The organism is Streptomyces sp. CNP082, assembly GCF_059570535.1.
The window spans coordinates 239614-257515 of the sequence record NZ_JCANSZ010000006.1 but is presented as its reverse complement, the minus strand read 5'-3'; the positions used below and the strand labels follow the sequence as shown (position 1 = coordinate 257515).

At 73.5% G+C, this 17902-nt stretch carries 19 protein-coding genes and 1 pseudogene; 11 read left to right on the top strand and 9 right to left on the bottom strand.

All coding sequences use genetic code 11. From position 1 onward, the window contains the following. Positions 1–92 precede the first annotated feature (92 nt). The gene (locus B124_RS08150; protein WP_496501991.1) at positions 93–2219 is read right to left on the bottom strand and encodes an MFS transporter; all 2127 of its coding nucleotides are present in this window, start codon (positions 2217–2219) and stop codon (positions 93–95) included. 437 nt (positions 2220–2656) lie between these two features. Between B124_RS08150 and B124_RS08145 the strand changes: the two genes are divergently transcribed. From B124_RS08145 to B124_RS08120, 6 genes are all read left to right on the top strand, one after another. Beyond that, complete coding sequence (locus B124_RS08145; protein ID WP_496501990.1) at positions 2657–3670, top strand: peptidoglycan-binding domain-containing protein; 1014 nt, start codon at positions 2657–2659, stop codon at positions 3668–3670. An 84-nt stretch (positions 3671–3754) separates the two neighbouring features. After that, positions 3755–4375 carry a TetR/AcrR family transcriptional regulator gene (locus tag B124_RS08140; protein WP_496501989.1) on the top strand — a complete coding sequence of 207 codons (621 nt, stop codon included), beginning with the start codon at positions 3755–3757 and terminating at the stop codon, positions 4373–4375. Continuing rightward, positions 4372–4824, top strand: a complete 453-nt coding sequence (locus B124_RS08135; protein WP_496501988.1) for a DUF6069 family protein — start codon at positions 4372–4374, stop codon at positions 4822–4824. Before B124_RS08140 ends, B124_RS08135 begins: the two co-directional genes overlap by 4 nt. Before the next feature lie 174 nt (positions 4825–4998). Continuing rightward, positions 4999–5544: a hypothetical protein gene (locus B124_RS08130; protein ID WP_496501987.1), complete on the top strand. Its 546-nt coding sequence runs from the start codon at positions 4999–5001 to the stop codon at positions 5542–5544. 256 nt (positions 5545–5800) lie between these two features. Beyond that, positions 5801–6745 carry a helix-turn-helix domain-containing protein gene (locus B124_RS08125; protein WP_496501986.1) on the top strand — a complete coding sequence of 315 codons (945 nt, stop codon included), beginning with the start codon at positions 5801–5803 and terminating at the stop codon, positions 6743–6745. A gap of 170 nt (positions 6746–6915) precedes the next feature. After that, positions 6916–7395: a nitroreductase family deazaflavin-dependent oxidoreductase gene (locus tag B124_RS08120; protein ID WP_496501985.1), complete on the top strand. Its 480-nt coding sequence runs from the start codon at positions 6916–6918 to the stop codon at positions 7393–7395. On the opposite strand, the gene B124_RS08115 is transcribed toward B124_RS08120, so the two are convergent. Then, positions 7296–8480: an amidase gene (locus B124_RS08115; RefSeq protein ID WP_496501984.1), complete on the bottom strand. Its 1185-nt coding sequence runs from the start codon at positions 8478–8480 to the stop codon at positions 7296–7298. The genes B124_RS08120 and B124_RS08115 overlap by 100 nt on opposite strands. A gap of 97 nt (positions 8481–8577) precedes the next feature. Between B124_RS08115 and B124_RS08110 the strand changes: the two genes are divergently transcribed. From B124_RS08110 to B124_RS08100, 3 genes are all read left to right on the top strand, one after another. Further along, the gene (locus B124_RS08110; RefSeq protein ID WP_496501983.1) at positions 8578–9171 is read left to right on the top strand and encodes a TetR/AcrR family transcriptional regulator; all 594 of its coding nucleotides are present in this window, start codon (positions 8578–8580) and stop codon (positions 9169–9171) included. Between the two features lie 85 nt (positions 9172–9256). Further along, complete coding sequence (locus tag B124_RS08105; RefSeq protein WP_496501982.1) at positions 9257–9919, top strand: HAD-IA family hydrolase; 663 nt, start codon at positions 9257–9259, stop codon at positions 9917–9919. A 136-nt stretch (positions 9920–10055) separates the two neighbouring features. After that, positions 10056–10490, top strand: a complete 435-nt coding sequence (locus B124_RS08100; RefSeq protein ID WP_496501981.1) for a VOC family protein — start codon at positions 10056–10058, stop codon at positions 10488–10490. A gap of 235 nt (positions 10491–10725) precedes the next feature. Here B124_RS08100 and B124_RS08095 read toward each other — a convergent pair whose 3' ends face one another. Then, positions 10726–11307 carry a TMEM165/GDT1 family protein gene (locus B124_RS08095; RefSeq protein WP_496501980.1) on the bottom strand — a complete coding sequence of 194 codons (582 nt, stop codon included), beginning with the start codon at positions 11305–11307 and terminating at the stop codon, positions 10726–10728. 198 nt (positions 11308–11505) lie between these two features. Further along, positions 11506–12357, bottom strand: a complete 852-nt coding sequence (locus tag B124_RS08090) for an ABC transporter permease (protein ID WP_496502051.1) — start codon at positions 12355–12357, stop codon at positions 11506–11508. A gap of 211 nt (positions 12358–12568) precedes the next feature. Between B124_RS08090 and B124_RS08085 the strand changes: the two genes are divergently transcribed. Continuing rightward, on the top strand, positions 12569–13231 hold the full coding sequence (locus tag B124_RS08085) for an HNH endonuclease family protein (protein WP_496501979.1): 663 nt from the start codon (positions 12569–12571) through the stop codon (positions 13229–13231). Between the two features lie 233 nt (positions 13232–13464). Here the strand turns inward: B124_RS08085 and B124_RS08080 are convergent, their stop codons facing one another. Then, on the bottom strand, positions 13465–13875 hold the full coding sequence (locus B124_RS08080) for a DUF2000 family protein (RefSeq protein ID WP_496501978.1): 411 nt from the start codon (positions 13873–13875) through the stop codon (positions 13465–13467). Between the two features lie 54 nt (positions 13876–13929). Here B124_RS08080 and B124_RS08075 point away from each other — a divergent pair, with 54 nt between their 5' ends. Then, positions 13930–14778 carry an AraC family transcriptional regulator gene (locus tag B124_RS08075; RefSeq protein WP_496501977.1) on the top strand — a complete coding sequence of 283 codons (849 nt, stop codon included), beginning with the start codon at positions 13930–13932 and terminating at the stop codon, positions 14776–14778. Here the strand turns inward: B124_RS08075 and B124_RS08070 are convergent. The 4 genes and pseudogenes from B124_RS08070 to B124_RS08055 form a co-directional block, all read right to left on the bottom strand. Next, positions 14730–15125 carry a hypothetical protein gene (locus B124_RS08070; protein WP_496502055.1) on the bottom strand — a complete coding sequence of 132 codons (396 nt, stop codon included), beginning with the start codon at positions 15123–15125 and terminating at the stop codon, positions 14730–14732. The genes B124_RS08075 and B124_RS08070 overlap by 49 nt on opposite strands. After that, positions 15108–15370, bottom strand: a pseudogene (locus B124_RS08065) (hypothetical protein); the annotation flags it as partial. The pseudogene B124_RS08065 and the gene B124_RS08070, both read right to left, overlap by 18 nt. Before the next feature lie 89 nt (positions 15371–15459). Next, positions 15460–16989 carry a UDP-N-acetylglucosamine 1-carboxyvinyltransferase gene (locus tag B124_RS08060; RefSeq protein ID WP_496501976.1) on the bottom strand — a complete coding sequence of 510 codons (1530 nt, stop codon included), beginning with the start codon at positions 16987–16989 and terminating at the stop codon, positions 15460–15462. Between the two features lie 15 nt (positions 16990–17004). Next, positions 17005–17844 carry an ECF transporter S component gene (locus B124_RS08055; RefSeq protein ID WP_496502050.1) on the bottom strand — a complete coding sequence of 280 codons (840 nt, stop codon included), beginning with the start codon at positions 17842–17844 and terminating at the stop codon, positions 17005–17007. Positions 17845–17902: the final 58 nt, after the last annotated feature.

The following is a 17902-nucleotide window of genomic DNA, read 5'->3' as shown; positions in this document are numbered from 1 at the left end:
CGGTCATGGTGCGCCGTGGCCGTACGGGCACGGGCGCGACGGCGCCGCGCCCGCCACGTGCCGTACCGCGCCGTGTTGCACTGCGGCGACGCTCAATCGGGGGACTTCGGCGGGGAGTCAGGACCGGGTCCCGGCCGCCGCCACTCCGTCACCGCCTCCCCGGGCGGCGCCTCGTCGTCGGACCCGCACATCTCCGCCGACAACTCCGCCACCAACTCCGTCAGATCCGCGGGCCGGTCGGGCGTCCACCAGTCGCCCAGCAGCTCCGCCAGCGCCGCCTGCCGCGCCGCCGACAGCCGCTTCGCGACCCGCGTGCCCTCCTCGGTGCAGACCAGCGGCAGCCCCTCCCGCCGCACCAGCCCCCGCTCCTCCAGTTCCTCCGCCGCCCCCAGGACCACCGCCAGCGGCAGCCCGGTGCGTTCGGCCAGGGCCACCGGATCCACCACTTCCACGTCCGCCGCCTGAGTGACGCGTGTCGCCGGCCCGTAGTGTTCGACGCGCAGCAGCAGCCAACTCGACGCCGGCCGCAGGTCCAGACCGGCGCGGCGGGTGATGTCCTCGTACAACTCCCGCCGCCCCTCCCGGGTGCTGAGCGCGCTCAGCGCGCGGCACACCTCGTCGCGGGGTGAGCGCTCGACCGGGTGGGTGGCCACCGTCTCGCCGCCGTCCGGCACGGTGACCGCGCCGCGCAGCGGGTCCTCGCGCAGGAAGAGCGCGACGACGAACGCGACGAAGGCGACGGGCGCGGCGTAGAGGAAGACGTCCGTGATCGACGTCGAGTATGCGTCCACCACCTCCTGCCGCAGCGCGGCCGGCAGCCGGACGACGGAGCGCGGGTCGGACTCCAGCGTGTCCAGGCTCAGCCCGTCCGGCAGGGACACGCCGCTCAGCCCGGCCTCCAGCTTGTCGCGCAGCCGGCTGGTGAAGACCGTGCCGAAGACGGCGACGCCGAACGACGCGCCGATGGAGCGGAAGAACGTGGCGCCGGAGGTGGCGACGCCGAGGTCGCGGTACGGGACGGCGTTCTGCACGGCGAGCACGAGCACCTGCATGACCAGGCCGAGGCCGAAGCCGAAGACGAAGAAGTACGCGCTCAGCGCCCAGTCGCCCGTGTCCTGGTGCAGCAGGTGCAGCAGGAGCAGGCCGGCGGTGGTGACCGCGGTGCCCAGGACCGGGAAGACCTTCCAGCGGCCGGTGCGGCTGATGAGCTGCCCGGAGCCGGTGGAGGCGATGAGCATGCCGGCGACCATCGGCAGCATGTGCAGGCCGGAGGTGGTCGGGGACACGCCGCGTACGACCTGGAGGAAGGTCGGCAGGTACGTCATCGCGCCGAACATGGCGAAGCCGACGACGAACCCGATCACCGAGCAGAGCGTGAACGTACGGATGGCGAACAGCTTGAGCGGGATGACGGGCTCCGCCGCCCGCCGCTCCACCTGCACGAACGCGGTCAGCAGCGCGACCGCAAGCAGCCCGGCCACGGCGACCTGCCACGAGCCCCACGCCCAGGTCGTGCCGCCGAGGGACGTCACGCCGACGAGGCAGACGGCGAAGGAGGCGATGAGGGCGGTGCCGAGGTAGTCGATGCGGTGCCTGGTGGCGCGGCGCGGGATGTGCAGCACGACGGCGATGACGACGAGGGCGGCCAGGCCGATGGGCAGGTTGATGTAGAACACCCAGCGCCAGCTCAGGTGCTCGGTGAAGACGCCGCCGAGCAGCGGGCCCAGGACGCTGGTGGTGCCGAAGACCGCGCCGAACAGGCCCTGGTACTTGCCGCGCTCGCGCGGCGGCACGATGTCCCCGACGATCGCCATGGCCAGCGACATCAGCCCGCCGCCGCCGATGCCCTGCAGCGCGCGGAAGCCGATGAGCTGGCCCATGTCCTGCGCGACGCCGCAGAGCGCGGAGCCGGCGAGGAAGAGGACGATGGCGGTCTGGAAGAGCCGCTTCCGGCCGTACTGGTCGCCCAGCTTGCCCCAGAGCGGGGTGCCGGCGGTGGCGGCCAGGAGGTACGCGGTGACCACCCAGGACAGGTGCTCCATGCCGCCGAGGTCGCTGACGATGGTGGGCAGGGCGGTGGCGACGATCGTCTGGTCGAGTGCGGCGAGGAGCATCCCGGAGAGGAGGGCCGCCATCGAGAGCAGGACGGTGCGGCGTGCCGGGCCCGGGCCCTGGCCCGGGGCCTCGGCGGCGGGTGGGGCGCCGGCGTCCTGGGACATGCGCGGCTCCCCTCGGGCGGCCTGCCGGTGCGGCGTGTGGTGCGTGTGGTGCGTACGGTTCCTCTGATGCGCGGGTCGTTTGCCTCATAGTCGCCCGGATACGCTGAAACAGCCCGCCGGGGCGGTCCGCTCGGGCCGGATATCGGCCGGGGGGCGGTACGCGGGGTTCCGCGGGGTCTGCATAATCGCCTCCAGCCCACAGGAGGGGGAGCACGGTGATACCTCGCGCATGCCGCACGTGCGGCGAGCCGCTCCAGGAGCCGGGCGGGCGGGGCTGCGCCTGCGACGCGCCGGACGGTGCGCGCGGCGGGGGGCCGGGCGGTGCGTCGGGCGGTGCGCCGGATGGTGCGTCGAGTGCTGCCCCGGCGGGCGCGGGGGGTGTGCCGGAGCGGGAGAGGCCGCTGGTGCGGCCGTACGTCATGAAGGCGCCTGGTCCGGTGACGGGGTGGGACGGCGAGGAGGGCGCGGGCGCGGCGCCGGGCGTTCCTGAGGTGCCCGGCGCGGCGGATGCCGGGGGGCAGGGGGAGCCGGGGCAGGCGGTGTACGGCGCGACGGGGGAGGACGCGGCGGGCACCGCGGCGGCCGGTACGCCCGGTTCCGTACCCGAGGGGACAGCCGTCCCCGGCGACGGCCCGCCCCCCGACACCACCCTCGCCACCCCCTACGCGCCGATCGGGGCCGCGCCGGAGGGACCTGCGGACACCGACCTCGGCCTCTTCGCCGACACCCCCGCGGCGGGGCGCTCCTCCCGGGACGCGTACGACGCGGCCGGCCCCCGCGACCCGCACGGACCGCGCCGCTCCCGCGACCGCATCGCCGCCCGCCGGCGCCGCCGGCTGACGCTCGTGCTGACGGTCGGCGGCGTCGTGGCCGCGCTCAGCGCCGGGCTCCTCGGCTCCGGGCTGCTCTCCGGCGACGGGGACGACGACCGCGCCGTACCCGAGCCGGACACCGTCACCGCCCTGCCCACCGGTGGCGGTACGACACCCGGCCCCGACGGTTCGCCCAGCGGCACCCCGACCGCCCCGCCCGGCGGCGGCGACCCGAAGAAGCCCGGCGCGACCGCCTCCGACGGGTCCGGCACCGCGTCCGGCGACCCGGACGAGGCCACCGCGGAACGCACCGAAGCCGGCGGCAACGTCACCGCCGCCCCGCCCGCCCCCACCACGCCCGGCGGCTCCGCCACCGGCACGACCCCCGACGAGCCCGAGGAGTCCGCCCCGCCGCCCACCCTGCGCGAGGGCGACACGGGCCCGGAGGTCCTGGAGATGCAGAAGCGGCTCATCGAGGCCGGCTACAACGGCTTGCAGGACACCGACGGCGAGTTCGGCATCATCCTGCGCGGGGAGGTCGCGCGCTTCCAGCGGGACCACGACATCGAGAGCGACGAGCGCGGGGTCTACGGCCCGGCGACGCGCCGCGTGCTGGAGTCGATGACGAAGGAGCCTTGAGCCGCGCCGGAGCGCGCGCCGCTGACAGTGGAGTGAGTCCTCACTCATTGACGGAGTGAGTCCTCACTCCGTACGATCGCTGCCATGACGGCACCCAAGGAGAACCAGACCGCACGCCGCCGCGCCCCCGGCATGTCGCCGGAGCAGCGGCGCGCGATGATCATCCAGACCGCCATCCCGCTGGTCGCCGAGTACGGCGCCGCGGTGACCACCGCGAAGATCGCCCGCGCCGCGGGCATCGGCGAGGGCACGATCTTCCGGGTCTTCGCCGACAAGGACGAACTGCTGCAAGCCTGTCTGGCGGAGGCGCTCTCGCCCGAGCACGCGATTCGCGAACTCGGCGCGATCGACACTTCCCAGCCGCTGCCCGACCGGCTCGCGGATGCGGCCGAGGCGCTCCAGGCGCACATGGACAGGATGGGCGCGATCGCCGGCTCCCTGCTCGCCTCCGGGCACCGCGGCGGCAAGCACCCCGGCACGGTCCGCGGCGCGGGCCGCGACGAGTCGACGACCCGCATCCGCGCGGCCCTCGCGGACCTGCTGGAGCCCGACAGGGCCGCCCTGCGCCGGCCGCCGGAGCAGATCGCCGCGCTCTTCTTCGGGCTCCTCTTCACCCAGCCGCGCCGGGAGGACGAGCCGGAGCTGACCACCGGGGAACTGGTTGAGGTCTTCCTGCACGGCGCGTTCGCGGGCGGCGCCAAGTGAGTACGCGCAGACGGCGTTCGGCGGTCACGGGCCTCGCGGTCCTGGCACCGGTCCTGGTGTGGCTGGTCGCGGACCCGCTGCTGGGGCACCGGCTGCGGATCGTCAACGGCGAGCAGACCCTCGACCTCGGCGCGGCGGCGGTGGTGCTGGTCGCGCTGCTCGCGTCCCTCGCCGCCTGGGGACTGCTGGCGGCCCTGGAACGCTTCGGAGTACGGCGCGCCCGCGGGGTCTTCACCGGGGCGGCCGGCGCCGTACTGGCCCTGTCCGCCCTGCCGTTGACCGGCGACGGCATGACGGCCGGCACCCGCACGGCGCTGGCCCTGATGCACCTGACGGTGGGGGCGGTACTGATCCCGGGCCTGCGCACGACGGCCGCCACCCCGGCGCGGGGTCCGGGTGTGCCGCGTACGGGCGGCCCCGCCGGGGTGCCGCAGGGCGGCCGGGGCTGACGGGGCCCAGGTCCTACGTCGCCGGGAGCCGCAGCTGCGTGGTGTCCTCCGCGATGCCGAGGACGGCGATGGAGCGTGACACCGAACCGGATCGCCGGAAGGGACCCCTCCCGGACGCGGGCCGCTACAACTCCGGGAAGCCCCTTGAGCCTTCCGTGGAACGGAGTTCCCCCCATGAGGCAGCGCGTACGCTCCAGCCGTGCCGGGTTGTCCGCCCTCGTCGCCGTGATCGCGGCGACGGCGGCCACCCTGGCCGGCTGCGGCTCGGACACCGACGACGCAGCAAAGCCCGACGACACCGACACCGCAACCGTGTCGCCGTCTCCCACAGACGAGAAGCCGGATTCGAAGTCGGCGTCCCCCTCCGCCACCACCGAACCCGGCCCCACGGCCTCCGAGTTCACTCCCCTCGCCCCCGCGGACGCGGCGGACGGGGCAGATGTCGACGCCTGCGCCGACAGTGAGTGTGAGGTCGCGGTGAAGGCGGGCACCGCCATTCCCTTCGATCCGGACATCGGCGGGGTGAAGGTCGCCGAGGTGGGCGAGGGTCAGGTGACGCTCACGATGACCTACCCCGGTGGCGGTGGCGGCGCCATTCAGGTGGGAGTCGGGCCCGAGGGCGGCAGCTTCGGCAACGTCAACACGACGATCATCGAGTTCGCCTTGCTCGGTGTCGAGGACGGCACAGCGGTCATGAGCTTTGCCCCCGAGGAGCCGTGACGCGTTGCCCCGGAGACGTCCGGAGCAGGCAAGCGGAGTACGGGAGGACGCCGGTGGCGATCCACCGCCCTGCACCCGTCACTGGTACCGCTCCTATCCGTTCTGCTCACGACAGCCTCTCTCGTCGATGCCCCGGGCCGTTCGCGCGGTCGCGGGGGCTTCCGTCCTGATTCAACGGCCCCGAGGCAGCGGCGAGTACGGATCAGGTGCTGACCACCAAGCGTTGCCCGTTGACTACTTCCCGTAGCCTGGCTGTGTGGACGTGGACATCGAAGCGATCAAAGCAGCGATGGGCAGGCAGGCGGTGAGCGTGCGGGAGTTGGCGCGGCGCACGCACTACGACCCCGCCCACATCTCCCGTGCCCTGCGAGGCCTGAAGCGGCCGTCAACGACCCTCCTGCGCGCGCTGGCCGACGCACTCGAACTCAGCGACGCTGATGACAGGCTGGCCTACGCGGTGCGGAACCCTGGGCGAATCGATGCTGCGGGCGTGGCGGCTTTAGCCGCATCGCTGGCTGCGCAGCGGAGGGCCGATGACTTCGTCGGTCCTGAACCCCTTCTCGGAGCAGCAGAAGCTCAGCGAAAGACGCTGACCAGCATGCTGCGCGAGACGACCGGCAAGCACCGGGTCGCATTCGGGGCTGTGGTGAGCCAGGTATCCCAGTTCGCCGGGTGGCTGAACATCGAACGCAACAACTACCCCCGCGCCAGCGCCTTGCTGAATGAAGCAATCGACCTGGCCGACGAAATCGAAGACGGGGCCCTCGCGGCACAGGCGCACAACCTGAAAGGCAACATCGCCCGGCAGCGGGGAAAGTGGGGTGCCGTTCACCGGAACTTCGTCGCCGCGTATGCCAGCGAGAGCGCGCCGCGCCAGCGCGTGGTCAACGGGGCGCAGGCGGCTTCCGCGCTGGCCGTGCTGGGCAGGCGCGGCGAGGCGGAACGCTTGCTGAGCGATGTCGAAGTCCTGCGCGACAGGGCTGCGGACCGCCCCCCGCCGTCGACCGCTTACTGGCTCAGCGAAGAGTGGATGAGCCTCCCGATCGGCCACGTTCACCTGCTGCTCGGCAGGCGCCGTGACGCCGCCGAACACCTGCGGACCGGGTTGGACAGCCTGCCGCCGGAGCTTCGCTACGCGCTGTGGACGCGGGAGGCGCGGGAAGCGCTGGCACAGGCAGAGGGCGGGGAGCAGGACCGGTAGGGCGGGGCGCGCCGCGCCGAGAGGTGTTCTACGGCCGGGGGGCGACCGGCGGCGACGGCTGGCCGGAAAAAGATTCGGGCGGGTTGTCGAGAACGGCACTGCGGCTGCGTCCCCGGGGTGGACGCGGTCGACGGGGCCGCGCCCCACCCCGTACCGAAGGGACCGCCGACATGGCCACCGCAGCAGACCTCGACCGCGCCACCGACTCCCAGTGGGGATGGGTCGCCGAGCACGCCCGCACCTATCTCGCCTCCGGCGGGACCGAAGGGCACGAGCGCGACGGCGTGCGCACCCTCGTGCTCGCCACCACCGGGCGGCGGACCGGGACGCCCCGCCGGACCTGCCTGATCTACGGCACGTCCGGCGACGACTACGTCGTCGTCGCCTCCAAAGGCGGTGCCGAGGAGAACCCGGCGTGGTTCCTGAACCTCATGGCGGAGCCGGGTATCGGGGTGCAGGTCGGTCCGCGGCGGTTCGACGCGCGTGCGCGGGTCGCGTCCGCGGACGAACGGGCGGCCCTCTGGGCGCAGATGGCGGGCATCTTCCCGCTCTACGAGGAGTACGCGGAGAAGACCGACCGTGAGATCCCGGTCGTCCTGCTCACCCCGCTGGACGAACCCGACGGGGGAGGTCGGGCGGCAGGCCGGTGACGCTGGCGTTCGTGACGTGTCTGGGTGCGCGTCAGGGGGCAAAAGTCGGGCCGCGTGGGCGGTTTGTCTGCATTTAGCTTGAGGGTTACCCAGAGTTCGTCCCCGCGGCGTGCCCCCGACCCGGTGGCGGTCAGCCGCCCGTACGCCTCCAGCGCCTCGTCCAGCCGCGGTACGTCGGCTACGTCGCGCACGGCGCAGCCCGCGTCGCGGAGTGCGTCGGCCGCGGTCTCGACGGCCCGGCGGACCGCGGGGTGGACGCCGTGGCCGCCCGGGTCGGCGACGACGGCGACCGGCAGCGGGCCGGGGAGGGCGTCGCCGTAGAGCGGTACGGGTACGGCCCGGGGGTCGCGGGGGTCGGTGCCGGCGAGGGCCTCGTACGCCAGCCGCAGGTCGGCCACCGTCCGCGCCAGCGGTCCTTCGGTGACCAGCACTTGGGACGCCGGGCCCGGGTCGTCCGGGCCGAGGACGCGGTGGTCCGCGGGGAACCGGCCGGTGGACGGCTTCAGCCCGGCCACCCCGCAGAACTGGGCCGGGATACGCACCGAGCCCCCGGAGTCGTTGCCGAGCCCCAGCGCCGCCATGCCCGTGGCCACGGCGACCGCGTCGCCGCCGCTGGTGCCGCCGGGGGTGCGGCTGCTGTCCCACGGGTTGACGGTGTCGCCGAAGAGTTCGCTGCGGGTGTGCATCCCGGACACGATCAGGGTGGGCATGTTGCTGTGCCCGATGGGGACGGCCCCGGCCGCGCGCAGCCGCGCCACCGGAGGCGCGTCTTCCGCCGCCACCAGGTCGCGGAAGCGCGGCACGCCGAAGGTGGTCGGCACGCCCTCGACGGGGGTGGTCTCCTTCACCGTGAACGGCACGCCCGCCAGCGGCCCCAGCGCCTCACCGGCCGCCCGCCTGCGGTCCGTCACCGCGGCGGCCTCGCGGGCGCGCTCGGCGAGGAGCTGGGTGACCGCATTCACGCGGGGGTTGACCTCGGCGATGCGGTCCAGGTGGCTGTCGGTCAGCTCGACGGCCGAGACGTGTCCGCCGCGTACGGCCGCCGCCTGTTCGGCGGCCGTCATCTTCCACAGGTCGTCCGGCATGGTTCTCCTCCGCTCCGTTCCGATGCGCCCGCATCGGAACGGTCACCGTATCCTGGAACCGATACGAGCGCATCGGATAAAGGAGGCGGCCGGAGGCATGCCCAGGCAGGTGGATCACGTGAGCCGGCGCCGCACCATCGCCGAGGCCGTCTGCCGGCTCGCCGATGAACGCGGCCTGGAGGGCGTGACGTTGCGCGACGTCGCCGCCCGCGCGGAGGTGTCGATGGGCGCCGTGCAGCGGTGCTTCCGCACCAAGGAGGAGATGCTGGTCTTCGCCCTCGGGCACGTGGGCGAGCGGGTCGCCGAGCGCGTACGGGCCCGGCTGGTCCGCAGCCCGGCCCAGTCGGCGGGCACCGCGCTGGGGCACGCGGCGGCCGAGGTCTCGCTCGTCGGAGAGGAGCACCGCGCCGAGGCCAGGGTCTGGCTCGCCTTCGTCGCGCAGGCGGCCGTCAGCGAAGCGCTCGCCGGGACGCTGCGGGCCAACTATGCGGGTCTGCACGAGGCGTTCGTGCGCCTCCTCGCCGAAGCCGGCGAGGGTGCGGGGCGGGACGTGCCCCTCGATGCGCAGCGCGAGGCCCGCGCGCTCCTCGCCCTCGCGGACGGCCTCACCGTGCACGTCCTCGTCGGCCACCTCACCCCGCGCGAGGCGCACGACGTCCTCCATGCCCACCTGGCCGCCCTGTGGATGTGAGCCTGCTCATACGGCTCTTGGCGGGGGGAGCGGCGTTTTGTATCGTGTGGAAACAAAAGCTGTTCTCCACCTCAGGGGGTTACGTATGGGCAGGCCCGCGGACATAGGCGTCTTCAAGGCCGTGCTCCTCGACATGGACGGCACGCTCCTCAACTCCGACGCCGTCGTCGAACGTGTCTGGCGCCGCTGGGCCACCGAGAACGGCAAGGACGTCGAGGAGATCATGCGCCACGTCCACGGGCGGCAGGCGCACGCCACCCTCGCGTACCTCTTCCCCGAGCGGCCCGTCGAACAGAACCTCGCGGACAACGCGCGCCTGCTCGCCTGGGAGACCGCCGACACCGACGGCATCGTGCCCATACCCGGTGCGCCGGAGTTCCTGGCGGGGCTGGCCGGGCTGCCGCACGCGCTCGTCACCTCCGCCGACCGCGCGCTGTCGCAGGCGCGGATGGCCGCCGCCGGGCTGCCGGTGCCGCCGGTCTCCATCACCGCCGAGTCCGTGAGCGCCAGCAAGCCGGACCCGGAGGGGTTCCTCAAGGGCGCCGCCGACCTGGGGATCGCACCGGCCGACTGCATCGTCTTCGAGGACGCGCCGGCGGGCATCGCGGCGGCGCGGGCGGCCGGGATGCGGGTCGTGGGCGTCGGGCCGCGGGCGGCGGCGGAGGGGACGGACCTGCACGTGGAGTCGCTGACGGGGGTACGGGTCCGGCCGCAGGGCGGCGGCGCGCTGCGGCTGGAGGTGGCGTAGGTCGGGGTCGGGGTCGGGGTCGGGGGCGCGGGCGTCTTGCGGCGCCGGTGCGGTCGCGTATCCGACGGCCGCCCCGCTGCACCCCGGCCAGGGTCCCGTAGGGGCGACGGAAGATCCCGCCTCTTAGGATGGCCCGATGGCGCCGATCAGGCAGGTACAGATCACCTTCGACTGCGCGGAACCCGAGCGCGTCGCCCGTTTCTGGTGCGAGGTGCTGGGGTACGTCGTGCCGCCGCCGCCGGAAGGGTTTGCCACCTGGGACGACTACGACCGTTCGCTGCCGCCCGAGCGTCAGGGGGCGGATTTCGTCTGCAAAGATCCCTCGGGCGTGGGGCCGCGGCTGTACTTCCAGCGCGTTCCCGAAGGGAAGGCCGTCAAGAACCGGGTGCACCTCGACGTGCGGGTCGGCACCGGGCTCGTGGGCGAGGAGCGCCTGGCCGCGCTTGAGGCCGAGTGCGAGCGGCTGGTCGCGCTCGGCGCGGTACGTCTGTATCTCCTGCCTGCCGACGGCTACGACGAGTCGACCCTTGTGATGCAGGACATCGAGGGCAACGAGTTCTGCCTGGACTGACGTGGCCGCCGTACATGGGTTGGGCCCTCCGCCTGGTCGATCCCGCCGAGTCGATGTCAGAGGGGCGGCCTACCCTTGGGCGGGTGTGCGGGGGGCGTGGGGTTGCGCGATTGCGGGGGTGGCGGGGGTGGGGCGGGCCCGGGCACGTTGCCGCGGGCACGCCGCTCTGGGCGCGCCGCTCTGGGCGCGCCGCCGCGGGCGCGCCGCCGCGGGCGCGCCGCCCCGGCGGTTCTCCTCAGCCCGTGATCGCCTCGTAGATGCTGAAGCCCGCCAGCACCAGCATCACCGCCGCCGCCACCTTCGTGATCAGCTTCAGCGGTACGTACCGCATCAGCGTCCGTCCGCCCAGGATCCCGGCCGCCGCCACCGCCCACAGCGCCAGCACCGCGCCGACCCCGACCGACAGCCAGTCGTCGTACCGTGCGGCCAGGTTCGCGGTCATGATCTGGGTCAGGTCGCCGAACTCGGCGACCAGGATCAGCATGAAGCCCGCCCCCGCCACCTTCAGGAAGCTCTGGTCGGCGGGTGCCTTGACCTCCTCCTCGCCGTCGTCCTTCTTCAGCAGCAGGATCAGCGCGCCGGTCAGGAACAGCGCGCCGACGATTCCCTGCACCGGCCGCTGCGGCAGTTGCGCGAGCAGGCTGCCGGCGGCGATGGCGAGGCTGACGTGGACGACGAAGGCGGCGGCGACGCCGGCGAAGACGTAGGAGGCGCGGTAGCGGGTGCCGAGCATGAGGCCGGCGAGCGCGGTCTTGTCGGGGAGTTCGGCGAGGAAGACCACGCCGAAGACGATCGCGACGGTGCTGAGGCTGAGCAAGTTTCCCACTCTCGGTCGGGCGCCGTACCGAGAGCGTAAGGGCGGGGCAGACCTCGGCACGGCAGCGTCAACGGAAACGACACTGCGGCCGAAGGTCTCGCCGGCGCGGAGGCCCCGCGGCCGGTCAGGCCGTGCGGTTCCGCGCTCCGGGCGCCGGCCCAGCGGGCTGGGCAGTATGTCGACGGCACCGGCTGAGGGCTACTCCCCTTCAGACGACCCCGAGTGTAGGCGATGCACCCGGCCGCGGGCGACCAGCTCCAGCACCACCGCGACCGCCACCGCCTGCACCGCCATCAGCGCGACCAGCACGAAGAGCTGCACCGCGCCGGCTTCGACCGGTGACGCGCCGCCCAGCAGCATGCCGACGTACGCGCCGGGGAGTGTGACCAGGCCCACGGTGCGGGTCTGGTCGAGGCCGGGGATCAGGGCGTCGGAGGCGGCGGGGCGCGCTATCTCCAGCCGGGCCTCGTGGTCCAGGAAGCCGAGCGCGAGGGCCGCCTCCACCTCGCCGTGCCGGGCGGTCAGCTCGTCGAGCGCGCGGCGGCCGGCGAGTACGGTGCCGGTCAGCGCGCCGCCGATGAGGATGCCGCTGACGGGGATCAGGGCGATGTCGTCGACGGCGACGAGGCCGGTGAGCAGCAGCGTGGCGACGACCGGGACGACACCGGCGGCGATGGGGACGGCGGCCCAGCGCCAGGTGCCGTTGTGCGTGACGCGGTGGCCCGCGGTCCAGGTGGCGACGGTGAACATCAGGGCCACGAAGGCGAGGAGCAGGGGGACGGCCCGTACGACGTAGCCGATGACGAGGGAGACGGCGGCGAGTTGGGCGGCGGCGCGCAGGCCGGCGGTGGCGATGGCGCGCGCGTGCGGTGAGCCCCCGAGGGTTTTACGGGCCTTCCCGCCCCCTCGCGCCCTGCCGCCGCCACCGCCCGGCGCGGTGCGCCGGTGTTCGTGCCCCTCGCCGAGCCGGGCCAGGGCGGCGACGGTGACGGCGGTGGCCAACAGGGCGGTGAGCACGGCCGCGAGCGTGACGTTGACGGGCAACACCAGCCGAGCGTAGTCCGGCCCGGAACGGGCGGCGAGCGTAGTCCGGCCGGGACGGGCGGCGCCGGGGGCGTGGCGAGAGTAAATCCGCCACGCGGTCTTGCGAGTGACATGGCCATGTCCTCAAGGTATTACCTGGCGCCTGCAGAAACGACACTTCGCGGCGCCAGGATCCATGTGCGCATGCACAACACCCCCCATAGATCCGGGAGTTCGTATGTCCCGCACTTCTCTGCCGCGGATGCCGCGGTTCAAGGTCTACGCGCGTCACCTCGCTGCACCGCTCGCGGTGGCGGCGCTGCTGCTGACCGCCGCACCCAGCGCCCAGGCCGAACCGCCCACCCCGCCCGGCCCCGACACCGCCCTCGGCTACCTCGCCGAGATCACCACCGAGCCCGAGGGCTCCTCCGACGGCTACGACCGCGACCTCTTCCCGCACTGGAGCACCCAGTCCGGGGCCTGCAACACCCGCGAGGTCGTCCTCGAACGGGACGGCGACAACGTCGAGCAGGACGCGAGCTGCGCCGCGGTCAGCGGTTCGTGGTACTCCCCGTACGACGGCGAGACCTGGACCGCCGCCTCCGACGTCGACATCGACCACATGGTGCCGCTCGCCGAAGCCTGGCGCTCGGGCGCCAGCGCGTGGAGCACCACCGAGCGCGAGGCGTTCGCCAACGACCTCGACATCGCGCAACTGCTCGCCGTGACGGACAACGTCAACCAGTCCAAGGGCGACCAGGACCCGGCGGAGTGGATGCCGCCGTCGACCGATTACCACTGCACCTACGCGAGCATGTGGGTGTGGGTCAAGCACACGTACGACCTGACCGCTGACGAGGCGGAGAAGTCGGCGCTGGAGTCCATCCTGTCGGGCTGCTGACCGCCTGACGGCGCGGGCGCGGCGCGGAACAACCGCGCCGCGCACCGCGGCGGTCGGGGGCAACGGGGAGCGGGCCGGTGAACGCCACCGTGACAAACACTCGGCAACCCGCCCTCAAAACCGGGTCAAATCGCCCACGCGGGCCGAGTTTTGCCCAACGAGACGCACCCCACCGCCCCGAGAGCGGGGTGCCGGTGCGGCGCAGGCCGGGCTGCGGGGAGCGGGTAGCGGGCTCAGGTGTGCAGGGGCAGGCCCTTGACCGTGCGGTCCACGGCGTTCCGGGCGCCGTAGACCGCGAGGCCGGCCAGGGTCAGGTCGTCGGCCGCGATGTCGCGGACGGTGGCGCGGTTGTCGTCGTCGTTGCCGGTGGCGAAGAGTTCGTCGGTGTAGACGGCGGTGGCCAGGCCGCGGGTCAGGGCACGGGTGTGGGCGCGGGTCAGGCCCGCGGCGTCGGCGGCGAAGACGAGGACGGGTTCGCGGAACATCGGCAGGTAGGTGTTGCCGGAGGCGTCCTCGTACGGCTTGCCCATGATGTCGGCGGTGGCGTGGGCGACGCCGCTGCAGAGGAAGGCGGTGACGTTCAGCCGCTGCCAGGCGGCCAGGTCGTGGCGGACGACGACGGCGATCTTGGTCTCGAAGCGCATGGTGCGAGCGTGCCCTGCCGGGGGCGCGGGGGTCTTGAACGCTCGTGCGGCACTATGGAGGGCATGAGCGACTGGGCCTCGTACTGGCGGGACGCGCAGCGGCCCGTGGAGGCCATACGCGCCCACTTCGAGAAGCACGTCTTCCACCCCCACAGCCACGACGCGTACTCCTTCGGCCTCACCGAGACCGGTGCCCAGCGCTTCGTCTGCCGCGGCGGCTCGCACACCTCCGCCGCCGGCCTCGTCATGGCCTTCAACCCCGACGACCCGCACGACGGCGAGGCGGCGACCGAGCTGGGGTTCACGTACCGGATGGTGCACATCGGCCCCGACGTCGTACGGGACGTCCTCGCCGACGTCGGTACGCGCGCGGGTGCCCGGGTCGCTCTCCCGCTCTTCGCCGACCCCGTGCACCGCGACCCGCGGCTGTGGCGCGCGCTGCTGCGGCTGCACGCGGCGCTCACGGAGGGGGCGGGTCCGCTGGTGCGCGACGAGCGGCTGACCGCCGCCGTGACGGCGATGGTCAACCGCGCCTCGACGGCCCCACCGCGCGCCCGCGCGCTGCGCCCCGGCGGACCGCAGGCCGGTGCCGCGCGGCGGGCGCGGGCGGTGCTCCGGGAGCGGTTCGCCGAGGAGATACCGGCGGCGGAGCTGGCCGCAGCGGCGGGCTGCAGCCGGTACGCGCTGTACCGGGCGTTCCGGGCGGAGTACGGGATGTCCCCCAGCGACCTGCAGCGCCTCTACCGGCTCCGCGAGGCCCGGTACCGGCTGACGGCGGGGGCGAGCGGCGCGGAGGCCGCGGCGGCGGCGGGGTTCGCGGACCAGAGCCACCTGCACCGGTGGTTCGTACGGAGCTACGGCATCACCCCCGGCGAGTTCGCCCTCGCCGGCCGGCGGAGCTGACCCGGCGGCGCGGACCCGCAGTCGCCGGACGCCTCCCGCGGGACCGCCCGCAGCAACTCGCCCTCGCCGAGGCCCAGCGTCGGCCGGGGGCTCTCCGAGCCGTCGTCGGCGCTGTCGACCGGGCTGCGCCACACGCACAGCAGGTCCCGGCGCACCAGCGACACGTCGGCCACCGGGCCTTCGCTCACGTGGTTCTCGATCTTCCTACGGGCATACGGGGTCGCCCGCTCGTCGTCCTTGTCGCGTCCCGGACCGCGCCCCGCGCCCGCGTACGCGCGGGTCTCGGGTTCCGTACGGGGACGGGGGGTTGCGGCACCCGCGGCCGGCGGCCCCGTCCGCGTCCGCACGTCGTCGTCCGCGACGGTGGCCAGTGCGCGGGCGATGCCGAGTCGATGACGCGCGGCCCGTCAAGGCTGAGCGGCACGTTGGACGGCTTGAGGTCGCGGTGGACCGCGACCGTACGTCCCTGGCCGGACCGGGCGAGGCAGACCCGGCCCATGCCGCCGGCCCCGAGGCGGGCGACGAGGCGGTACGGGCCTATGCGGGTGGGGTCTTCCGGTCTCACCGTCTCCCCGTGGAGACGGTAGAACAGCCGGTCAGCCAGCACCCAGGCGGTGGCCGGTCAAGACGTCCCCCGGCCTGCTCCGCCGCCCCGCACCACCGCCGGCGGGGGACCGGCTGCTAGATGTCGCGGAACGTCTCGATGCGGGCGCCGACCGAGTTGAGGCGGTCGGCCAGGGACTCGTAGCCGCGGTTGATGACGTAGACGTTGCGGAGCACCGACGTGCCCTCCGCCGCCATCATCCCCAGCAGCACCACCACCGCGGGGCGCAGCGCGGGCGGGCAGACCATCTCCGTCTCGCGCCAGCGCGTCGGGCCCTCGACCAGCACGCGGTGCGGGTCGAGGAGTTTGACGCCGGCGCCCAGGCGGGTCAGTTCCGTGAGGTAGATGGCGCGGTTGTCGTAGACCCAGTCGTGGATGAGCGTCGAGCCCTGCGCGGAGGCGGCGACGGCCGCGAAGAACGGGACGTTGTCGATGTTGACGCCGGGGAACGGCATCGGGTGGATCTTGTCGATCGGAGCCTGGAGCTTCGAGGGCCGTACGGTCAGATCCACCAGCCGCGTACGGCCGTTGTCGGCGGTGTACTCCGGGGTGCGCTCAAGGTCGAGGCCCATCTCCTCCAGCACGGACAGCTCGATCTCCAGGAACTCCACCGGCGCCCGCCGCACCGTCAGCTCCGACGACGTGACGACCGCCGCCGCCACGAGGCTCATCGCCTCGACCGGGTCCTCGGAGGGGGAGAAGTCGACGTCCCGGTCGATGTCCGGCACGCCGTGCACGCACAGCGTGGTGCTGCCCACGCCGTCCACGCGCACGCCCAGGTGCTCCAGGAAGAAACACAGGTCCTGGACCATGTAGTTGGAGCTGGCGTTGCGGATCAGGGTCACGCCGTCGTGCCGGGCGGCGGCCAGCAGCGCGTTCTCGGTCACGGTGTCGCCGCGCTCGGTCAGCACGATGGCGCGGTCGGGGGCGATGCCGGGGACGACCTCGCAGTGGTAGACGCCCTCGGTCGCCGTCACGTCCAGGCCGAAGCGGCGCAGCACGGCCATGTGCGGCTGTACGGTCCTGGTGCCCAGGTCGCAGCCGCCGGCGTAGGGGAGTTTGAAGTGCTCCGCGCGGTGCAGCAGCGGGCCGAGGAACATGATCACGCTGCGGGTGCGGCGCGCCGCCTCGTGGTCCATGGAGTCGAGGTCCAGCTCGGCCGGCGGTACGACCTCCAGGTCGGCGCCGTCGTTGATCCAGCGCGTACGCACCCCGACGCTGTTCAGCACCTCCAGGATGCGGAAGACCTCCTCGATCCGCGCCACCCGGCGCAGCACCGTGCGCCCGGAGTTCAGCAGGGTGGCGCACAGCAGCGCGACGCAGGCGTTCTTGCTGGTCTTCACGTCGATCGCGCCGGACAGCCGACGGCCTCCGCTGACCCGCAGGTGCATGGGGCCCGCGGTGCCCAGGGCGACGATCTCGCTGTCCAGTGCCTCGCCGATGCGCGCGATCATCTCCAGGCTGATGTTCTGGTGGCCGCGCTCGATGCGGTTGACGGCGCTCTGACTGGTGCCCAGCGCCGCGGCGAGCTGACTCTGCGACCATCCCCGGTGCTGCCGGGCGTCACGGATGAGCCTGCCGATGCGCACCAGGTAGTCATTTGCCATGAAATGGACGCTATCTCACATGTGAGATGTTGGCTCATTCAGGCGGTTTGCGTCCCGGAATGTCACTGGTGTGCCGAATGCAGCCTTTCGGGTGGCCCGGCGCAGCGCCGCCAGCACGGCGCGGCCCAGGGTGAGCGTGCACACCGCCGTCACCACGGCGCGCGGCAGGTCCCAACCCAGCGATGTGGCGAGGCAGTACGCGACGAAACGGGCGAGGTTCTCCGGCAGCGGATCGCCCGCGACGAACGACACGCCCGACGACATGCCGCTCAGATATGGCCACCCCTGGAGATTCATGACCGTCCCGTAGAGAACCGAGGCGATTGCTCCATACGAGGCAAGCAGCCACAACTCCCGGCGCCCCCGCAGCCGCTCGGCCCCCGGCAGCAGCCCGGCGCCCATGGCCACCCAGCCCATGGCCAGCATCTGGAACGGCATCCAGGGCCCGACACCGCCCGTGAGCAGGGCGGACGCGAACATCGTCACGGCCCCGAGCACGAACCCGAAGCCCGGCCCGAGCACCCGGCCGGAGAGCACCATGAGGAAGAACATCGGCTCGATCCCCGCCGTCCCGGCCCCCAGGGGCCGCAGGGCGGCGCCCACGGCGGCGAGCACGCCGAGCATGGCGACGGCCTTGGCGTCGAGCCCGGAGTCGGCGATGGTCGCGCCGACGACGGCGACGAGGAGGGGGAGGAGGGCGGCGAAGAGCCAGGGGGCGTCGCCGGAGTGGGCCAGGCCGGAGTCGGGCCCGGCGAGCAGCGGCCAGCCGAAGGCGGCGACGCCGATGGCCGAGACGAGGAGGAGGGCGGCGGCGGAGACGGGGCCGAGCCGGACGGCCTGCGGCGCGGCCTGCAGCCGGCGCGGGGCGGCCTGCGGCCGGCGCGGCGGGGTGGGGGCGGTGGCGGGGTGCGCG